At 68.8% G+C, this 16,837-nt stretch carries 16 protein-coding genes; 12 read left to right on the top strand and 4 right to left on the bottom strand.

What is annotated here, in order from left to right; translation table 11 throughout:
• Positions 1 to 145: 145 nt before the first annotated feature.
• Positions 146 to 274, bottom strand: a complete 129-nt coding sequence (locus BDI24065_RS41385) for a hypothetical protein (protein WP_021164118.1) — start codon at positions 272 to 274, stop codon at positions 146 to 148.
• Here BDI24065_RS41385 and pyk point away from each other — a divergent pair.
• From pyk to BDI24065_RS18450, 6 genes are all read left to right on the top strand, one after another.
• Positions 273 to 1,709, top strand: coding sequence for a pyruvate kinase (pyk, locus tag BDI24065_RS18475; RefSeq protein WP_175032502.1), 1,437 nt, complete (start codon positions 273 to 275; stop codon positions 1,707 to 1,709). The genes BDI24065_RS41385 and pyk overlap by 2 nt on opposite strands.
• A gap of 303 nt (positions 1,710 to 2,012) precedes the next feature.
• The gene (gene fba / locus BDI24065_RS18470; protein ID WP_011353066.1) at positions 2,013 to 3,077 is read left to right on the top strand and encodes a class II fructose-bisphosphate aldolase; all 1,065 of its coding nucleotides are present in this window, start codon (positions 2,013 to 2,015) and stop codon (positions 3,075 to 3,077) included.
• Positions 3,078 to 3,298: 221 nt separating this feature from the next.
• Complete coding sequence (locus tag BDI24065_RS18465) at positions 3,299 to 4,189, top strand: phosphoribosylaminoimidazolesuccinocarboxamide synthase (RefSeq protein ID WP_175032501.1); 891 nt, start codon at positions 3,299 to 3,301, stop codon at positions 4,187 to 4,189.
• Positions 4,190 to 4,205: 16 nt separating this feature from the next.
• Positions 4,206 to 4,727 carry a 5-(carboxyamino)imidazole ribonucleotide mutase gene (gene purE, locus BDI24065_RS18460; protein ID WP_175032500.1) on the top strand — a complete coding sequence of 174 codons (522 nt, stop codon included), beginning with the start codon at positions 4,206 to 4,208 and terminating at the stop codon, positions 4,725 to 4,727.
• A gap of 81 nt (positions 4,728 to 4,808) precedes the next feature.
• A complete protein-coding gene (locus tag BDI24065_RS18455; protein WP_175032499.1) occupies positions 4,809 to 6,020 on the top strand; it encodes a 5-(carboxyamino)imidazole ribonucleotide synthase in 1,212 nt (403 codons plus the stop codon).
• Positions 6,021 to 6,031: 11 nt separating this feature from the next.
• Positions 6,032 to 7,060, top strand: coding sequence for an L-threonylcarbamoyladenylate synthase (locus tag BDI24065_RS18450; protein WP_175032498.1), 1,029 nt, complete (start codon positions 6,032 to 6,034; stop codon positions 7,058 to 7,060).
• A gap of 110 nt (positions 7,061 to 7,170) precedes the next feature.
• Here the strand turns inward: BDI24065_RS18450 and BDI24065_RS18445 are convergent, their stop codons facing one another.
• From BDI24065_RS18445 to dacB, 3 genes are all read right to left on the bottom strand, one after another.
• Complete coding sequence (locus BDI24065_RS18445; protein ID WP_122946173.1) at positions 7,171 to 8,301, bottom strand: SGNH/GDSL hydrolase family protein; 1,131 nt, start codon at positions 8,299 to 8,301, stop codon at positions 7,171 to 7,173.
• A 95-nt stretch (positions 8,302 to 8,396) separates the two neighbouring features.
• A complete protein-coding gene (locus tag BDI24065_RS18440; protein ID WP_175032497.1) occupies positions 8,397 to 9,311 on the bottom strand; it encodes a sterol desaturase family protein in 915 nt (304 codons plus the stop codon).
• 395 nt (positions 9,312 to 9,706) lie between these two features.
• Complete coding sequence (gene dacB, locus BDI24065_RS18435; protein ID WP_175032496.1) at positions 9,707 to 11,239, bottom strand: D-alanyl-D-alanine carboxypeptidase/D-alanyl-D-alanine endopeptidase; 1,533 nt, start codon at positions 11,237 to 11,239, stop codon at positions 9,707 to 9,709.
• Between the two features lie 186 nt (positions 11,240 to 11,425).
• Here dacB and BDI24065_RS18430 point away from each other — a divergent pair, with 186 nt between their 5' ends.
• The 6 genes from BDI24065_RS18430 (at position 11,426) to BDI24065_RS18405 (ending at position 16,807) form a co-directional block, all read left to right on the top strand.
• On the top strand, positions 11,426 to 12,088 hold the full coding sequence (locus tag BDI24065_RS18430) for a response regulator (RefSeq protein WP_039360640.1): 663 nt from the start codon (positions 11,426 to 11,428) through the stop codon (positions 12,086 to 12,088).
• Positions 12,089 to 12,091: 3 nt separating this feature from the next.
• Entirely contained in the window at positions 12,092 to 13,438 is a 1,347-nt protein-coding gene (locus tag BDI24065_RS18425; protein ID WP_175032495.1) for an ATP-binding protein, read from the top strand.
• Between the two features lie 111 nt (positions 13,439 to 13,549).
• On the top strand, positions 13,550 to 15,034 hold the full coding sequence (locus tag BDI24065_RS18420) for a DegQ family serine endoprotease (RefSeq protein ID WP_011353057.1): 1,485 nt from the start codon (positions 13,550 to 13,552) through the stop codon (positions 15,032 to 15,034).
• Positions 15,035 to 15,138: 104 nt separating this feature from the next.
• On the top strand, positions 15,139 to 15,576 hold the full coding sequence (locus tag BDI24065_RS18415) for a carboxypeptidase-like regulatory domain-containing protein (RefSeq protein WP_175032494.1): 438 nt from the start codon (positions 15,139 to 15,141) through the stop codon (positions 15,574 to 15,576).
• Between the two features lie 132 nt (positions 15,577 to 15,708).
• Positions 15,709 to 16,068, top strand: a complete 360-nt coding sequence (locus BDI24065_RS18410; protein WP_175032493.1) for a DUF427 domain-containing protein — start codon at positions 15,709 to 15,711, stop codon at positions 16,066 to 16,068.
• A 28-nt stretch (positions 16,069 to 16,096) separates the two neighbouring features.
• Complete coding sequence (locus tag BDI24065_RS18405) at positions 16,097 to 16,807, top strand: CoxG family protein (RefSeq protein ID WP_175032492.1); 711 nt, start codon at positions 16,097 to 16,099, stop codon at positions 16,805 to 16,807.
• The last annotated feature ends 30 nt before the right edge of the window (positions 16,808 to 16,837 follow it).

The following is a 16,837-nucleotide window of genomic DNA, read 5'->3' as shown; positions in this document are numbered from 1 at the left end:
GCGCAGGGGTGACGAAGGCCGCGCGCTCCGCGAAAGCGGAGCCGACGGCCGGCGCGGGCAAGCGCAAACGCGCGCCCGCGCGGGCGAACACCGCCCCGCGCGCACCGGCGGCCGCCGGCGACGCGGCCGAGCAGCACCACGAGATTCAGAACAAAGCGATGCCGGGCGCAAGCACCGGCACGCCCCCCGGAACGGCCGCCGCTGGGCCTGCCGCTTCCGGCTCTCGCAGCGTTTCACCCAGCGCATCCACCTTGATCCAGATGAGGAGTTTCATGCAGCGCGCCACCAAGATAGTCGCCACGATCGGCCCGGCTTCCAGTTCGCCGGAGATTCTGCTGCAGATGATGCAGGCGGGCCTCGACGTCGTGCGGCTCAATTTTTCGCACGGCACGGCCGACGATCACCGCCAGCGCGCCGAGATGGTGCGCGAGGCCGCCCGCAAGGTCGGCCGCGAGATCGCGATCATGGCCGATCTCCAGGGCCCGAAGATCCGCGTCGGCAAGTTCGAGAACGGCAAGACGACGCTCGAGCCGGGCCAGTCCTTCATCCTCGACGCGAGCTGCGAGATGGGCAACGACGAGCGCGTCGGGCTCGATTACAAGGAACTGCCGCGCGACCTGCGCACGGGCGACCTGCTGCTGCTGAACGACGGCCTGATCGTGCTGACCGTCGAGCGCGTGCTCGGCGACGAGATCCACACGATCGTCAAGGTGGGCGGCGAGCTGTCGAACAACAAGGGCATCAACCGCCAGGGCGGCGGCCTGTCGGCGCCTGCGCTGACCGCGAAGGACATGGAAGACATCCGCACCGCGATGTCGCTCGGCGCGGACCTGGTGGCGGTATCGTTCCCGAAGAACGCGACCGACATGGAAATGGCGCGCCAGCTCGCGAACATCGCGGGCGCGCCCTACGGCATCAAGCCGAAGATGATCGCGAAGATCGAGCGCGCGGAAGCGATTCCGGCGCTGCAAAGCATTCTCGACGCGTCCGACGGCATCATGGTCGCGCGTGGCGACCTCGCGGTGGAAGTGGGCAACGCGGCCGTGCCGGCGCTGCAGAAGCGGATGATCCGGATGGCGCGCGAGTCGAACAAGCTCGTGATTACCGCGACGCAGATGATGGAATCGATGATCCACGCGCCGGTGCCGACGCGTGCGGAAGTGTCGGACGTCGCGAACGCGGTGCTCGACGGCACCGACGCGGTGATGCTGTCGGCCGAGACGGCCGCCGGCAAGTACCCGGTCGTCACGATCGAGACGATGGCGGCCGTGTGCGTCGAGGCGGAAAAGTCGGAGCACGTCGAGCTGGACAAGGATTTCCTCGACCGCACGTTCACGCGGATCGACCAGTCGATCGCGATGGGCGCGCTGTTCACCGCGTACCACCTGGGTGCGAAGGCGATCATCGCGCTGACCGAATCGGGCGCGACCGCGCTGTGGATGTCGCGTCACTACACGCACGTGCCGATCTTCGCGCTGACGCCGCGCGTCGGCAGCGAGCGCACGATGGCGCTGTACCGCAACGTGACGCCGCTGCACGTCGACTTCAACAGCGACCGCGATTCGGCACTGCAGGCGGCGCTCGAGATCGTCGTCAAGCAGGGCTACGTGCAGCACGGCGACATGGTCGTGCTGACCGTCGGCGAGCCGATGGGGCAGGCGGGCGGCACCAACACGCTGAAGATCGTGCGGGTCGGCGAGCACTATTGAGTACCGGCCGGGCAGTTGCCCGGCCCGAAACCGGCGGCCCGGCGCGATCGGGCACCGATTTTCGACGAAAGCCGCGCGGGGTCGCATGCCCCGCGCGGCTTTTTTTCTCTTTTTTGCCCGCATTGTGCCGTGCGAACGTAACAAATTGCGAGTCGGCGCCACCGGGCGGTCGGAATCGGAGGCGCTTCGCGATAAAATGCGGCTATTCGACGCTCAGCCGCGCCGCGCCACCCCGGGTTCGACCGGGAGCGAGCGCCGCGCCGGCGTCAGGGCGCACCGGTTTTCATTCCAAGGAGTTCCACAATGCCTCTCGTATCAATGCGTCAATTGCTGGACCACGCGGCAGAGCACGGTTACGGCCTGCCGGCCTTCAACGTGAACAACCTGGAGCAGGTCCAGGCAATCATGGCGGCGGCGGACCAGGTCGGCGCACCCGTGATCATGCAGGCATCGGCCGGCGCGCGTAAGTATGCGGGCGAGCCGTTCCTGCGCCACCTGATCGAAGCAGCGGTCGAGTCGTACCCGCACATCCCGGTCGTGATGCACCAGGATCACGGCCAGTCGCCGGCAGTCTGCATGGCCGCGATCCGCAGCGGCTTCACCAGCGTGATGATGGACGGTTCGCTCGAAGCCGACGGCAAGACGGTCGCGTCGTACGAGTACAACGTCGACGTGTCGCGCAAGGTCGTCGAGATGGCGCACTCGATCGGCGTGACGGTCGAAGCCGAACTCGGCGTGCTCGGCTCGCTCGAGACGATGAAGGGCGACAAGGAAGACGGCCACGGCGCGGAAGGCACGATGACCCGCGAGCAGCTGCTGACCGATCCGGAGCAGGCTGCCGACTTCGTGAAGCTCACGCAGTGCGATGCACTCGCGATCGCGATCGGCACGTCGCACGGCGCGTACAAGTTCTCGAAGAAGCCGACGGGCGACATCCTGTCGATCCAGCGCATCAAGGAAATCCACGCGCGCATCCCGAACACCCACCTCGTGATGCACGGTTCGTCGTCGGTGCCGCAGGAACTGCTGGCCGAGATCCGCGAATTCGGCGGCGACATGAAGGAAACCTACGGCGTGCCGGTCGAGGAAATACAGGAAGGCATCAAGCACGGCGTGCGCAAGATCAACATCGACACCGACCTGCGTCTGGCGATCACCGGTGCGATCCGCCGCTACCTGTTCGAGAACCCGGGCAAGTTCGATCCGCGCGACTACCTGAAGCCCGCGCGCGAAGCGGCGAAGCAGGTCTGCGTCGACCGCTACCTCGCGTTCGGCTGCGAAGGCCAGGCCGGCAAGATCAAGCCGGTGTCGCTCGACAAGATCGCCGAGCAGTACAAGTCCGGCGCGCTCGCACAGGTCGTGCGCTAAGACTGTAGTACGATTGCCGCGCCGAAAGGCAAAGGCAAGGCTGTCCAGCCGGATCTGATCCGGCCCCGCAGCCGTTCCGTCCGGCCGAACGAGGGCCGGCCGGCAACCGCCCGGGCGCTGTCGCCCGGCCGGTTCGCCGACGTATTGCAAGACCGCCGTTCCCGCCTGCCGCGGGGAACGGCGTTTCCCTTTTTGTTTGGCTCCTTATCTGCGAAAAGACGATGTCTACCCTCTACGAATCCACGCTCCGCTCGCTGCCGCTCCTCGGTCGCGGCAAGGTCCGCGATAACTACGCGGTCGGCAACGACAAGCTCCTGATCGTCACGACCGATCGCCTGTCGGCATTCGACGTGGTGATGGGCGAGCCGATTCCGAACAAGGGCCGCGTGCTCAACCAGATGGCGAACTTCTGGTTCGACAAGCTCGCGCACATCGTGCCGAACCACCTGACGGGCGACGCGCCGGAAGCCGTCGTCGCGGCCGACGAAGTCGAGCAGGTGAAGGGCCGCGGCGTGGTCGTCAAGCGCCTCGAGCCGATCATGATCGAAGCGGTCGTGCGCGGCTACCTGGCCGGCAGCGGCTGGAAGGAATACCAGGCGTCGGGCGCCGTGTGCGGCGTGCAGCTGCCGGAAGGCCTGCAGAACGCGCAGAAGCTGCCCGAGCCGATCTTCACGCCGGCCGCGAAGGCCGAGATGGGCGAGCACGACGAGAACATCACGTTCGAGGAAACCGAGCGCCGCATCGGCACCGAGCTGGCTGCGACGATCCGCGACATCTCGATCAAGCTGTACAAGGAAGCGGCCGACTACGCGGCGACGCGCGGCATCATCATCGCCGACACGAAGTTCGAATTCGGCCTCGACAACCACGGCAAGCTGTACCTGATGGACGAAGCGCTGACGGCCGATTCGTCGCGCTTCTGGCCGGCCGACCAGTACGAAGTCGGCACGAACCCGCCGTCGTTCGACAAGCAGTTCGTGCGCGACTGGCTCGAGGCGCAGCCGTGGGGCAAGACGGCACCGGCACCGGCGCTGCCGGCCGACGTCGTCGAGAAGACGGCCGCGAAATACCAGGAAGCGCTCGAGCGCATCACGGGCCAGTCGCTGGCCTGATCGGGGAGCGGAACACATGAGCGAAGTTCAGACTGCCCACATGCACAGCGCGCCGCTCGTCGGCGTGCTGATGGGTTCGAGTTCCGACTGGGACGTGATGAAGCACGCGGTCGCCATCCTGCAGGAATTCGGCGTGCCGTACGAAGCGAAGGTCGTATCCGCACACCGGATGCCCGACGAGATGTTCGACTATGCGGAGAAGGCGCGCGAGCGCGGGCTGCGCGCGATCATCGCGGGCGCCGGCGGCGCCGCGCACCTGCCCGGCATGCTGGCCGCGAAGACCACGGTGCCGGTGCTCGGCGTGCCGGTCGCGAGCAAGTACCTGAAGGGTGTCGATTCGCTGCACTCGATCGTGCAGATGCCGAAGGGCGTGCCCGTCGCGACGTTCGCGATCGGCGAGGCCGGCGCGGCGAACGCCGCACTGTTCGCGGTGTCGATCCTGTCCGGCAACTCGGTCGACTATGCGAACCGGCTCGCCGCGTTCCGCGTGCGCCAGAACGAAGCCGCGCACGCGATGGTGCTGCCGCCGCTGGAATGACGGCGCACCGGCGGCCGCGTGTCGCGGCTGCCTGACCCTCCCCACTGCGGCGGGCAGCGCCCGCCGCGACCGACCACTGACATGACCGCAACTCCTGATTCCGTTTCCCCGATCCTGCCCGGCGCGTGGCTTGGCATGGTCGGCGGTGGCCAGCTCGGCCGCATGTTCTGCTTTGCCGCCCAGTCGATGGGCTATCGCGTCGCCGTGCTCGATCCCGATCCGACGAGCCCTGCCGGCGCGGTCGCCGACCGCCACCTGCGCGCGGCCTACGACGACGAAGCCGCACTCGCCGAACTGGCCGACCTGTGCGAGGCTGTTTCGACGGAGTTCGAGAACGTGCCGGCCGCGAGCCTCGATTTCCTCGCGCGCACGACGTTCGTCGCGCCGGCCGGCCGCTGCGTCGCGGTCGCGCAGGACCGGATCGCGGAGAAGCGCTTCATCGAAGCGTCGGGCGTGCCCGTCGCGCCGCACGTCGTGATCGAATCGTCGGCGGCACTCGCCGCGCTCGACGATGCCGCGCTCGACGCGGTGCTGCCGGGCATCCTGAAGACGGCGCGCCTCGGCTACGACGGCAAGGGCCAGGTGCGGGTGAGCACCGCGCAGGAAGCGCGCGACGCGCATGCGGCGCTGAACGGCGTGCCGTGCGTGCTCGAAAAGCGCCTGCCGCTGAAATACGAAGTGTCGGCGCTGATCGCGCGCGGGGCGGACGGCCGCTCGGCCGCGTTCCCGCTCGCGCAGAACGCGCACCACAACGGCATCCTCGCGCTGACGGTCGTGCCCGCGCCGGCCGCCGATGCCGCGCGCGTCGAAGAGGCGCAGCAGGCCGCCGTGCGGATCGCCGATACGCTCGGTTACGTCGGCGTGCTGTGCGTCGAATTCTTCGTGCTGGAAGACGGTTCGTTCGTCGCGAACGAGATGGCGCCGCGTCCGCACAACTCCGGCCACTACACGGTCGATGCGTGCGCAACGAGCCAGTTCGAGCAGCAGGTACGCGCGATGACGCGCATGCCGCTCGGCAACCCGCGCCAGCATTCGCCGGCCGCGATGCTGAACATCCTCGGCGACGTGTGGTTCCCGAACGGTGCGACCGGCGTAGGTGCAGCGGCGGAAGCCGTCACGCCGCCGTGGGACACGGTCGCCGCGATGCCGACCGCGCACCTGCACCTGTACGGCAAGGAAGACGCGCGGGTCGGCCGCAAGATGGGCCACGTGAACTTCACGGCCGAGACGCGCGACGAAGCCGTTGCCGCGGCCACCGCGTGCGCGCAGCTGCTGCGCGTGCCGCTCGACTGAGGCGCCAGCCGATGTCCATCGATCTCCCGAACTCCGTGACGGCCGCTCAGATCGACGCGGCCGCCGCGCTGCTCGACGCGGGCCAGCTCGTCGCCTTTCCGACCGAAACCGTCTACGGGCTCGGCGGCGACGCGGCGAATCCCGAGGCCGTCGCGCGCATCTACGCGGCGAAGGGGCGGCCCGCGAATCATCCGGTGATCGTGCACCTGCCGCCGGGCGGCGATCCCGGCTACTGGGCCGACGATCTGCCGGCCGACGCACAGGCGTTGATCGATGCGTTCTGGCCGGGCCCGCTGACGCTGATCCTGAAGCGCCACGCGCGCATTCCGGACGCCGTGAGCGGCGGCCAGGATTCGGTCGGGCTGCGCTGCCCGTCGCATCCGGTCGCGCAGGCGCTGCTGGCCGCGTTCAGCGCGCGGCGCGGCGGGCATGGCGGCGTGGCTGCGCCGTCCGCGAACCGGTTCGGCCATGTGAGCCCGACCACCGCGCAGCACGTGCGCGACGAATTCGGCGACACCGTGCACGTGCTCGACGGCGGCGCATCGGAAGTCGGTATCGAGTCGACGATTCTCGACCTGTCGCGTGGCTTCCCGGCGCTGCTGCGTCCGGGCCACGTGACGCCGCAGCAGATCGCCGACGTGCTCGGTCGCGCGCCGCGGCTGCCGGACGGCAGCGACGCGACCGCGCCGCGTGCGTCGGGCACGCTGAAAGCGCATTACGCGCCGCGCACGCCGCTCGCGCTGCTGCCGTTCGACGCGCTCGAGCCGCTGCTTGCGGCCGCGCAGACCGATGGCGAGCGCGTCGCGCTCGTCGCACGCGCATCGCGCGCGGGACGCTGGGCGCAGGCCGACGGCGTGCATTTCGTCGCGGCACCGGAAGATCCGCAGGCGTATGCGCGCGACCTGTACGGGATGCTGCGTGCGCTCGACCGCGCGCAGGTCGCGCGGATTCTCGTCGAGAAGCTGCCCGAGACCGTCGAATGGATCGCGGTCAACGATCGCCTCGGCCGCGCGGCCGCGGCTTTTGAAGCGACCGAATGACGAAGGTGCGCGGCTGACGCGACCGTCGCCGCGCCGGTTGCCCCGCGCATGAAAAAACGCCCGACCGGCGAACCGGTCGGGCGTTTTCGTTTGGGCGCGTGGCCGGCGGCTTACTTGCCGACGCCGGACGCCGCGATCTTCGACTGCACGAACTGCGCGAACAGCGCGTACAGGTGCGTCGTCGGGTGGACCGTGTCGGCGAACATGTAGGTCTGGTCCGCGTTCGCGGCCGTGTAGGTCTGCGGCGAGCAGAACAGCGACGAGCCGAATGCGGTTGCGTTCGCGACGCCGTATTGCGTTGCGGCCGCGACCATCGCCTTCAGGTTGCACCCGGTATCGGTGTTCGATACGGTGAAGCCGTTCGCCTGGTAGTTCGCGAGGATGCCGTCCTGCCACGTGAACGTGTCCATCAGCACGTACTTGGTCGTATCGACCTTGAGCGCCTGCAGCGTCGCGGCGAGCGTGCCGTTGAACAGCATCGACAGTTGCGTGAGGGTCGTCTGCGTGCCGGCTTGCAGCGCGAGCGGCGTGCCGCCGATGTCCGGCACGTTCGACACGAACACGTGGGTCGCGCCGGCGGCGACGATCTGCTGGACGATGCCGGCAAGCTGCTGCGCGGCCGCCCCGATGTTCTGCTGCAGTTGCGTCGGCGTGATCGCGCCCGCCTGCAGCGCCGTGACCTGATAGAAGATGTCGTTCGCACCGCCGTTGAGCAGCACGATCTGGCCAGCGTTGAAGCTGCCGTGCTGCGACACGTATTGCTTGACCTGGTCGGCGATCGGCATCGTGGTCGCCTGTGCGTAGTCCGCGTTCGGCACGCTCGCGTCCGCGTGGCCGATGCCCGGCTGCTGCGTCACGCGCGCGCCGCCCTGTGCGTAGCCGAGGCCGCCGGTGGCCTGCAGCGGAACGCCGAAGCCGCCCTGGTTGGCCGGCTGCAGCGTGTCGCCGTAGTACTGCGCGACGTCCTGCGTCCACACCTGGCCGGGGTTCGTCGTGAAGCGGCCGCCCCCGAAGCCGAGCTTGATCTGCGAGTAGGTGCCCGCGTCGGACAGGCTGTCGCCGAACGACACGATCTGCATCTTCACGCCCGACGGCGGCGTGTTCGACGCGCTGTTGTTGTTGTCGTCACCGCCACCGCCGCACGCGGCGAGCAGCGCGAGTGCGGCGCCGGCGATTGCAACTTGCGCGGTGCGCAGCATGCGTTGCCGGGTGCGGGTAGGTGCGTGTTGTCGTGTCTGCATCGTTCGATCTCCTCGTAGATATGGCCTGATGTGTTTCTCATCTGCCGCGTGCCTGCTCGGTTCCGGGCTGCGCGGCGGCCGTTGGCTGAAACGGTTTATTGGTCTCGCGCAGCCGCAAGCGGCACGGTGCGCGGATCGGGGTTCGCGGCCTCGGCAATCTGCGCATGATAAGCGCTCGCCCATTCGGGCGGGCCGAAAATCGCGCGCAGCTTGTTGCGCCAGCCGTCGACGCGCAACGCGTCGCCGGCCATCGACACCCACTCGTGGAACGTCGCGACGAGCGGATTGTTCGAGCCGAGCCGCTCGACGATCCCGTATTGCGGCGGATCGTCGGGCGTTTCCTCGACATAGCTGCCGAACAGGCGATCCCAGATCACAAGGACGCCTGCGTAATTGCGGTCGATGTAGCGCGGATTGCGTGCATGGTGCGCGCGGTGGATCGACGGCGTGTTCAGCACGTATTCGAGCCAGCCGAGCTTGCCGATCGCCTGCGTGTGCACGAAGAACTGGAACGCGAGGTTGATCAGCACGATGCCGACGACCTGTTGCGGCGGAAAGCCGGCGAACGCGAGCGGCAGCCAGAACACCCACATCCCCGCGACGGGGTACATCAGGCTCTGGCGGAACGCGGTCGAGAAATTCATCCGCTCGGACGAGTGGTGCACGACGTGCGCGGCCCACAGCCAGCGCACGCGATGGCTCGCGCGATGGAACACGTAGTAGAGGAAATCCTGCGCGACGAACAGCACCGCGAACGACAGCCAGCCGTCGTGCCACGTGTACAGCCGATAGTGCCGGTAGCAGTACGCATAGACGGGGATCACGAACAGCCACGCGATCTTGTCCGCGCCCTGGTGCATCAGCGCGAGCGCCGCGTTGCACAGCGTGTCGCGCCACGCATAGACAGGGTCCTGCGCGCGAGTGCGGGCGAGGTGCCAGGCCTCCCACGCGATGCAGAGCAGGAAGACGGGCGCCAGCGCGAGCAGAAGCAATTCGACGTCGAATCGCATGGGCGTGTCTCCTTCTTTCCCCTGCAAGCCGTGAGGCCGGGCGTGTGGCCCGTTGTAGATATCAGTCAGGCCAACAGCCTACGCAATCGCCACGCGCTAGGCGAGGGGGGAGCGTAGAGGGTTCCCTCTGAGGACAGGGTTTCTACGGAAGCCGCGCGGCACGGGGCCGGGCGGTGTGGCCCCGTTTTGTGGGCACGGTTGGCGCGCGGTATGCCACGGGCCGGTGGCGGCTGCCGTTTCAAACCGGGGAGGGCGGAATTCGATGGGCGGGGGCGCCGCGAGGCCGCCCCGGCGGCCGGTCAGAGCGACCCGCTGCGCGGTGTCGCCCGTGGCCGGCGCAAGTCGACGAGAGCCGGCAGCCGGCGCCGCCGCATCGTGTCGTGGCGCGCGAATCGTCAGTGCGCGCCCGCGTAGATCCACTCGAGCAGCGTGTCGTGTGCGGCGCGTGCAGCTTCCGCGTGATCGTTGTTGATGAAACTCACGACGATGTAGCTCTGGCCGTCGGTGCCGGCGACGTAGCCGGCGATCGCGCGCACGTCGCGCAGCGTGCCGGTCTTGATGTGCGCGTTGCCGAGCACGCCGGCGTTGGTGAGGCGGTTCTTCATCGTGCCGTCGATGCCCGCGATCGGCAGCGAATCGACGAACGCCTGCGCAACGGGGCTCGCGTTCGCGGCCTGCAGCAACGCGGCGAGCGACAGCGCGCTCACGTGCTCTTCGCGCGACAGGCCCGAGCCGTTCTCGAGCACGAGATCGGGCATCGCGATGCCGTTCTTCTGCAGGAACGCCTGGATCACGCGGCTCGACTGCTCGGGCGTCGCGGGCGGCTTGCCGCTGACCGCGCCGATCGTCAGGAACAGGTTGCGCGCCATCACGTTGTTGCTGAACTTGTTGATGTCGTAGACGATGCTGCCGAGCACCGGGCTGTGATGCACGGCGAGGGGCCGCGCGGTGGTCGGCACCTTGCCTTCGCTCACCGGCCCCGTGATCGTGCCGCCGTCCTGCTGCCACAGCGCGAGGAAGCCGCGCGCGAAGAACGTCGTGTGATCGAGGATCGCGAGGTTGGTCGTGTGCGCGCCGCAGCGCAGCGGGTAGTCACCGGCGAACGACGCGGTCATGATCCCGCTGCCGGCGGTCAGCGTCGGGCGCGCAGCCGCCGCGGCCGCGCTGCACGAGCCCGAGCCTTCGACCAGCTGGTTGTCGATCGACAGGTCCGCGAGCGGCGGCAATACGTCGACGGCCACCTTGCCGTCGTCGCCCGGCGTGACGGTGAACGACACGGCCTTGAATGCGTACAGCAGCGGATCGGGGCCGACGTTGTACGGCGCGCTCGCGTCGTCGTCGAACGAAGGGAGATCGCGCGTCGATGTCGCGAAGTAGCTCTTGTCGAGCACGAGGCCGCCGGCCACGCGCTTGACGCCGGCCTTGCGGAGCTTGTCGACGAGGTCGATCAGCTCTTCGGGCACGAGCTTCGGATCGCCGGTGCCCTTGATATACAGGTTGCCCTGCAGCGTGCCGTCGGGGTCGATCGTGCCGTCCGTGTACGCGGTCGTGCGCCAGCGGTAGTCGGGGCCGAGGATCGACAGGCCCGAGAAGGTCGTCACGAGCTTCATCGTCGAGGCCGGCATCATCGGCCGGCTCGCATTCCACGCGATCAGCGGTTCCGGATCGCCGACGCGCTCGACGACAACGCTCATCGCCGACGCCGGCACCTTCGCGCGCTGCAGCGCGACGAGCACGGACGCGGGCAGGCCGGCCGCGCGCGCGGCGGGCGACACGACCGTGGTTTTGCGCGCTTCCTTGTGGGATTTCTTGCGGGCCTGCGCGGACGGCGCGAAGGCGAGGGCGGTGCAGGTGGCGACGATGGCGGCCGCCTTCAGGCAGACGCGGGCGCGGGGGGCGAACCGGGTGGAAAGATCGGAAATCGGCATGAGCGAATACGGGAGAAGCACGACGTTCGGGCAGGGCGCGCGCGGCGCCAAAGCGCACATTGTAGAGACAAGTCCGGACAGGTCCCTTGCAATCCGCCTTTCTGTTGCATTGCACGGTGCCGCGCGCACGGTTCGCGGCGCTACAATGGTCGGCGTGTTTGACTCGCCCCATGGATGCCTGTCCCGATGCGGATTCTGCTTGTCGAAGATGATCGAATGATTGCCGAAGGCGTGCGCAAGGCGCTGCGCTCGGATGGCTTTGCGGTCGACTGGGTGCAGGACGGCGACGCCGCACTGACGGCGCTCGGCGGCGAGACGTACGACCTGCTGCTGCTCGATCTCGGCCTGCCGAAGCGCGACGGCATCGACGTGCTGCGCACGCTGCGCGCGCGCGGGCTGGCGCTGCCGGTGCTGATCGTCACGGCGCGCGATGCCGTGGCCGATCGCGTGAAAGGGCTCGACGCGGGCGCCGACGACTACCTCGTCAAGCCGTTCGACCTCGATGAACTGGGCGCGCGGATGCGTGCGCTGATCCGCCGCCAGGCCGGGCGCAGCGAATCGCTGATCCGCCACGGCGCATTGACGCTCGATCCCGCTTCGCACCAGGTGACGCTCGACGGCGTGCCCGTCGCGCTGTCCGCGCGCGAGTTCGCGTTGCTCGAGGCGTTGCTCGCTCGACCCGGCGCGGTGCTGTCGAAGAGCCAGCTCGAGGAGAAGATGTACGGCTGGGGCGAGGAGATCGGCAGCAACACGGTCGAGGTCTACATCCACGCGCTGCGCAAGAAGCTCGGCTCGGACCTGATCCGCAACGTGCGCGGGCTCGGCTACATGGTCGTCAAGGAAAGCTGACGCGTGAGGTCGATTCGTCATCAATTGCTGATCTGGCTGCTCGCGATCGTCGTCGCGGGCGTGGGCATCGCGGGCTGGCTCATCTACCGGCAGGCGCTCGCCGAAGCGAACGAACTGTTCGACTACCAGTTGCAGGAAATCGCCGCGGCGCTGCCGTCGGAACCGTTCTCGCAGGTGTTCGGCTCGCGCACCAACGGCGACGAAGGCATCGTGATCCAGATCTGGAACCGCAACGGCGTGCTGATGTACTTCTCGCATCCGCGTGCGCCGATCGCGCCGCGCGCGGAGCTCGGTTTCTCGACCGAACGCACCGACCGCGGCGAATGGCGCGTGTACGGCGCGATCGTCGGCGACAACGTCGTGCAGCTCGCGCAGCCGCTGTCGGTGCGCAACCGGCTCGCGGCGAACGTCGCGTTGCGCACGCTGTGGCCGCTGATCGTGCTGCTGCCGTTCCTCGGCGCGGCCGTGTGGGTGATCGTCGGGCGCGGGCTCGCGCCGCTCGGCCGCGTGACGCGCGCGGTCGAGGCGCGCCGGCCGGAAGCGCTCGATCCGTTGCCCGATGCGCGCCTGCCGCTCGAGGTGCAGCCGCTCGTAAGGGCGCTGAACGGGCTGCTCGCGCGGCTGGCGGCCGCGCTCGACACGCAGAAGGCGTTCGTGGCCGATGCCGCGCACGAACTGCGCACGCCGCTTGCGGCCGTGCAGATCCAGGCGCAGCTCGTCGCCCGCGCGAAGGACGACGCATCGCGCCGCGAGGCGGTCGCGGATCTCCAGGATGGCGTGTCGCGTGCGACGCGTCTCACGGAGCAGCTGCTCGCGCTCGCACGCGCCGAACCGGATGGCGCGACGATGCGCGAGCCGGTCGACCTGCAGGCGCTGCTCGCCGAATGCGTGGCCGCGCTTGCGCCGCTCGCGCAGCGGCACGACATCGATCTCGGCTTCGAGGAGACACGGGCGGCGAGCGTGGTCGCGGACGTCGGCGCGCTGCGCGTGATGTTCGGCAACCTGCTCGACAACGCGGTCAAGTACACGCCTGACGGCGGCCGCATCGACGTGTCGCTGACGCGCGACGCGGCCGGCCGCGCGTGCGTGCAGATCGGCGACAGCGGGCCCGGCATTCCGGCCGACGAGCGCGAGCGCGTGTTCGACCGCTTCTACCGCGACAGCTCCGCGCGGGCGCGCACCGACGTGTCGGGCAGCGGGCTCGGGCTGGCGATCGTCAAGCGCGTGGCCGCGCAGCAGGGCGCGACGGTGTCGCTCGGCGATGCGGCCGCGGGCGGCCTGCTCGTCAGCGTCGTGTTCCGCGACGCCGAGATGCCGGCCAAGGCGCCGCAGCCGTCCGAATCCGTGTGAAGATCGCTGCCGGACGGGCGCCGGCAGCCGCTTAAGCCCCGCTTAAGGCTGATTAAGCCTCCTTTAAGTCAGGGTCGTTACGCTGCGTCCTAACAAAGAGGAGGTCCTACGATGAACACCCGATTCCTTGCGCGCGGCGCCGTCGCGGTCGCCGTGGCGGCCGCCCTGTCCGCCGGCTACGTCGCCGGCACCCGCCGCGCCGATCCGCAGATCATCACGCCCGCGCAGGCGGCCGCGCTGATGCCGGCCGAAGCGGCCGCGAAGACCGGCATCCCCGATTTCTCCGGGCTCGTCGAAACCTACGGCCCGGCGGTCGTGAACATCAGCGCGAAGCACGTCGTGAAGCAGGTGTCGCGGCGCGTGCCGCAGCCGCAACTGCCGATCGATCCGAGCGACCCGTTCTACCAGTTCTTCAAGCACTTCTACGGCCAGGTGCCGGGCATGGGCGGCGACGCGCAGCCGGACGACCAGCCGAGCGCGAGCCTCGGTTCCGGGTTCGTCATCAGCTCCGACGGGTACATCCTCACCAATGCGCACGTGATCGACGGCGCGAACGTCGTCACGGTCAAGCTGACCGACAAGCGCGAATACAAGGCGAAGGTCGTCGGCTCCGACAAGCAGTCCGACGTCGCGGTGCTGAAGATCGACGCGAGCGGCCTGCCCACCGTGAAGATCGGCGACCCGGCGCAGAGCAAGGTCGGCCAGTGGGTCGTCGCGATCGGTTCGCCGTACGGCTTCGACAACACGGTCACGTCGGGCATCATCAGCGCGAAGTCGCGTGCGTTGCCGGACGAGAACTACACGCCGTTCATCCAGACCGACGTGCCGGTGAACCCCGGCAACTCGGGCGGCCCGCTGTTCAACCTGCAGGGCGAGGTGATCGGCATCAACTCGATGATCTATTCGCAGACGGGCGGCTTCCAGGGCCTGTCGTTCGCGATCCCGATCAACGAGGCGATCAAGGTGAAGGACGAGCTCGTGAAGACGGGCCACGTGAGCCGTGGCCGCCTCGGCGTCGCCGTGCAGGGGCTGAACCAGACGCTCGCGAGCTCGTTCGGATTGCAGAAGCCGGATGGCGCACTCGTCAGCTCGGTCGATCCGAACGGCCCGGCCGCGAAGGCCGGCCTGCAGCCGGGTGACGTGATCCTGTCGGTCAACGGCTCGCCGGTTGCCGATTCGACGTCGCTGCCCGCGCAGATCGCGAACCTGAAGCCGGGTTCGAAGGCCGACCTGCAGATCTGGCGCGACAAGTCGAAGAAGTCGATCAGCGTGACGCTCGGCGCGATGGCCGACGCGAAGCTCGCGTCGAATGACGGCGGGCCGGTCGAGCAGGGGCGCCTGGGTGTCGCGGTGCGTCCGCTGTCGCCGCAGGAGCGCAGCGCCGACAACCTGTCGCACGGCCTGATCGTGCAGCAGGCCGGCGGGCCGGCCGCCAACGCGGGCATCCAGCCCGGCGACGTGATCCTCGCGGTCAATGGCCGCCCGGTCACGAGCCCCGAGCAGTTGCGCGACGCGGTCAAGGGCGCGGGCAACAGTCTTGCTCTATTGATCCAGCGCGATAATGCACAGATCTTCGTGCCGGTCGACCTGAGCTGACCGGCGACGGCCGACGGCCGGCCGGGCCGGCCGCGGCGGGCGCTGCCGCCGTTCGAATGTGTGACGCAGTGCCCTGTATGTGTTCCGACCCCAAGGAGAGAGCCATGCAATATCTACGCAACGTGTCCCGATTTGCCGTCGCCGCGGCGCTGGCCGCCGGCCTCGCAGCCGGAGCGACCGGCGCGTACGCGCAGTCGGACGGCCTGCCCGCCGCGCGCCAGCAGGGCGACGTCACCTTCGTGTCCGGCGGCGTCGGGCAGGACGAATCGACGGCGTTCCAGCGCAACGAACCGAAGTGGCCGCTGGCGCTGCGCTTCACCGGCAAGGGCGGCGAGTTCCTGGCCGACGTCCATGTGCGGATCGTCGACGGCAAGGGTACCGAAGTGCTGAAGACCGACGCGCGCGGGCCGTACATGCTCGTGAAGGTGCCGCCGGGCCGCTATACGGTGTACGCGTCGTACCAGGGCAACGAGGAATCCCGCGCCGTCACGGTCGGCACGAAGGGCGGCGCGAAATCCGCATTCCAGTGGAGTGCGCAGTAGCCCGCCGCGCGCGGCTCCGGCCGGGGCCGCGCATTCGGCTGCGGTTTCGCCCATAATGAAAGCCACGGCACCCGTGCCGTGGCTTTTTCGTTTCCTGAGCCCGGCTTGGCCGGGCCGCCCGAAGGAGAAACGATGTCCGATGCAGCCGACCCTCGTCTCGAAATCGTGCCGAACCGCCATCGCGTGCGCGTGATCCATCGCGGCATCACGTACGCCGATTCGCACGGCGCGCTGACCGTGCGCGAAACGGGCCTGCCGGACACCCACTACCTGCCGCGCGGCGACGTCAACATGCGCCGGCTCGTGAAATCGGGCGTCACATCGGCGTGCCCGTTCAGGGGCCGTGCCGTGCATTTCGACTTGCAGACGGAAGACGGCGTGATCGAGAACGCCGCATGGAGTTACGAGGAACCGGAGGCAGCCGCGTCGGCGCTCGCGCACTACGTTGCCTTCGACGCTGCACGGATCGACAGTCTCGTCGAGACGTCCTGATGCGGCGCGCGTTCATCGGGGAGGCGTCATGGAACTGAACGACACATTACGCATACCGCTCCCGCCGCCTGTCGTGCGGGAGGCGTTCGAGGATCTCGCGTTGCTGCGCGCGAGCTTCGACCATTGCGAATCCTTCGTGAAGCTTGCGCACGGCGAGTTTGCGCTGACGATCACGGTGCCGCTCGGCCCGCTGCGCGCCCGCTACGACGTGCGTGCGCATGCGGCCGCCGAGCAGGGCGACGCGGAAGGGCAGCCGCGCCGCGTGCTCAACTTCAAGGCGCGGGCCGACGGGCTCGGCGCGCTGCGCGGCCAGGTCGAACTCGTGCTGATGCCGGAAGACGACGACGCGAACGCCACGCGCATCGAGTACGTGGTCTGGGCGACGGCGAGCGGCCCGCTCACCGAGCTGCCGGGGCGGCAGATCGAAAATACGCTGCACGAATGGACCGACGATTTTTTCCGTGAATTCTGCGCGGTCGTACAGGCGAAGCACGGTCTTGCGCCGAATCGCGCGCGCTCGGCCGCGCCGCGGCGCCAGCATGTGTTCCTGCGGCCGGCGGCGCTGGTGGCCGCGACGAAGCGTGCGTTGCCGCCGCACCTCGGCGGCGCGCTGACGGGGCGTGCCGCGAGCGCGCTCCCGCATCGCGGCTCCGGCACGGTGCCCGTGTGGGCGTGGGCCGCGATGATCGTCCTCGTCGCGCTGCTGCTTTACGCGGCGCGCTGGTTCAACGGCGGCTGAGCGGCCGGCCGGTTCCGCTGCAAGACCCGC

Origin of the sequence: Burkholderia lata (assembly GCF_902499025.1) — a bacterium.
GTDB lineage: Bacteria > Pseudomonadota > Gammaproteobacteria > Burkholderiales > Burkholderiaceae > Burkholderia > Burkholderia lata_C.
This window is presented reverse-complemented; position numbering and strand designations above follow the sequence as displayed.

Bases quoted from the DNA above. Each gene is read 5' to 3' on its own strand.
- pyk (WP_175032502.1), top strand. From the start codon at position 273: ATGCAGCGCGCCACCAAGATAGTCGCCACGATCGGCCCGGCTTCCAGT.
- BDI24065_RS41385 (WP_021164118.1), bottom strand. From the start codon at position 274: ATGAAACTCCTCATCTGGATCAAGGTGGATGCGCTGGGTGAAACGCTG.
- fba (WP_011353066.1), top strand. From the start codon at position 2,013: ATGCCTCTCGTATCAATGCGTCAATTGCTGGACCACGCGGCAGAGCAC.
- BDI24065_RS18465 (WP_175032501.1), top strand. From the start codon at position 3,299: ATGTCTACCCTCTACGAATCCACGCTCCGCTCGCTGCCGCTCCTCGGT.
- purE (WP_175032500.1), top strand. From the start codon at position 4,206: ATGAGCGAAGTTCAGACTGCCCACATGCACAGCGCGCCGCTCGTCGGC.
- BDI24065_RS18455 (WP_175032499.1), top strand. From the start codon at position 4,809: ATGACCGCAACTCCTGATTCCGTTTCCCCGATCCTGCCCGGCGCGTGG.
- BDI24065_RS18450 (WP_175032498.1), top strand. From the start codon at position 6,032: ATGTCCATCGATCTCCCGAACTCCGTGACGGCCGCTCAGATCGACGCG.
- BDI24065_RS18445 (WP_122946173.1), bottom strand. From the start codon at position 8,301: ATGCAGACACGACAACACGCACCTACCCGCACCCGGCAACGCATGCTG.
- BDI24065_RS18440 (WP_175032497.1), bottom strand. From the start codon at position 9,311: ATGCGATTCGACGTCGAATTGCTTCTGCTCGCGCTGGCGCCCGTCTTC.
- dacB (WP_175032496.1), bottom strand. From the start codon at position 11,239: ATGCCGATTTCCGATCTTTCCACCCGGTTCGCCCCCCGCGCCCGCGTC.
- BDI24065_RS18430 (WP_039360640.1), top strand. From the start codon at position 11,426: ATGCGGATTCTGCTTGTCGAAGATGATCGAATGATTGCCGAAGGCGTG.
- BDI24065_RS18420 (WP_011353057.1), top strand. From the start codon at position 13,550: ATGAACACCCGATTCCTTGCGCGCGGCGCCGTCGCGGTCGCCGTGGCG.
- BDI24065_RS18415 (WP_175032494.1), top strand. From the start codon at position 15,139: ATGCAATATCTACGCAACGTGTCCCGATTTGCCGTCGCCGCGGCGCTG.
- BDI24065_RS18410 (WP_175032493.1), top strand. From the start codon at position 15,709: ATGTCCGATGCAGCCGACCCTCGTCTCGAAATCGTGCCGAACCGCCAT.
- BDI24065_RS18405 (WP_175032492.1), top strand. From the start codon at position 16,097: ATGGAACTGAACGACACATTACGCATACCGCTCCCGCCGCCTGTCGTG.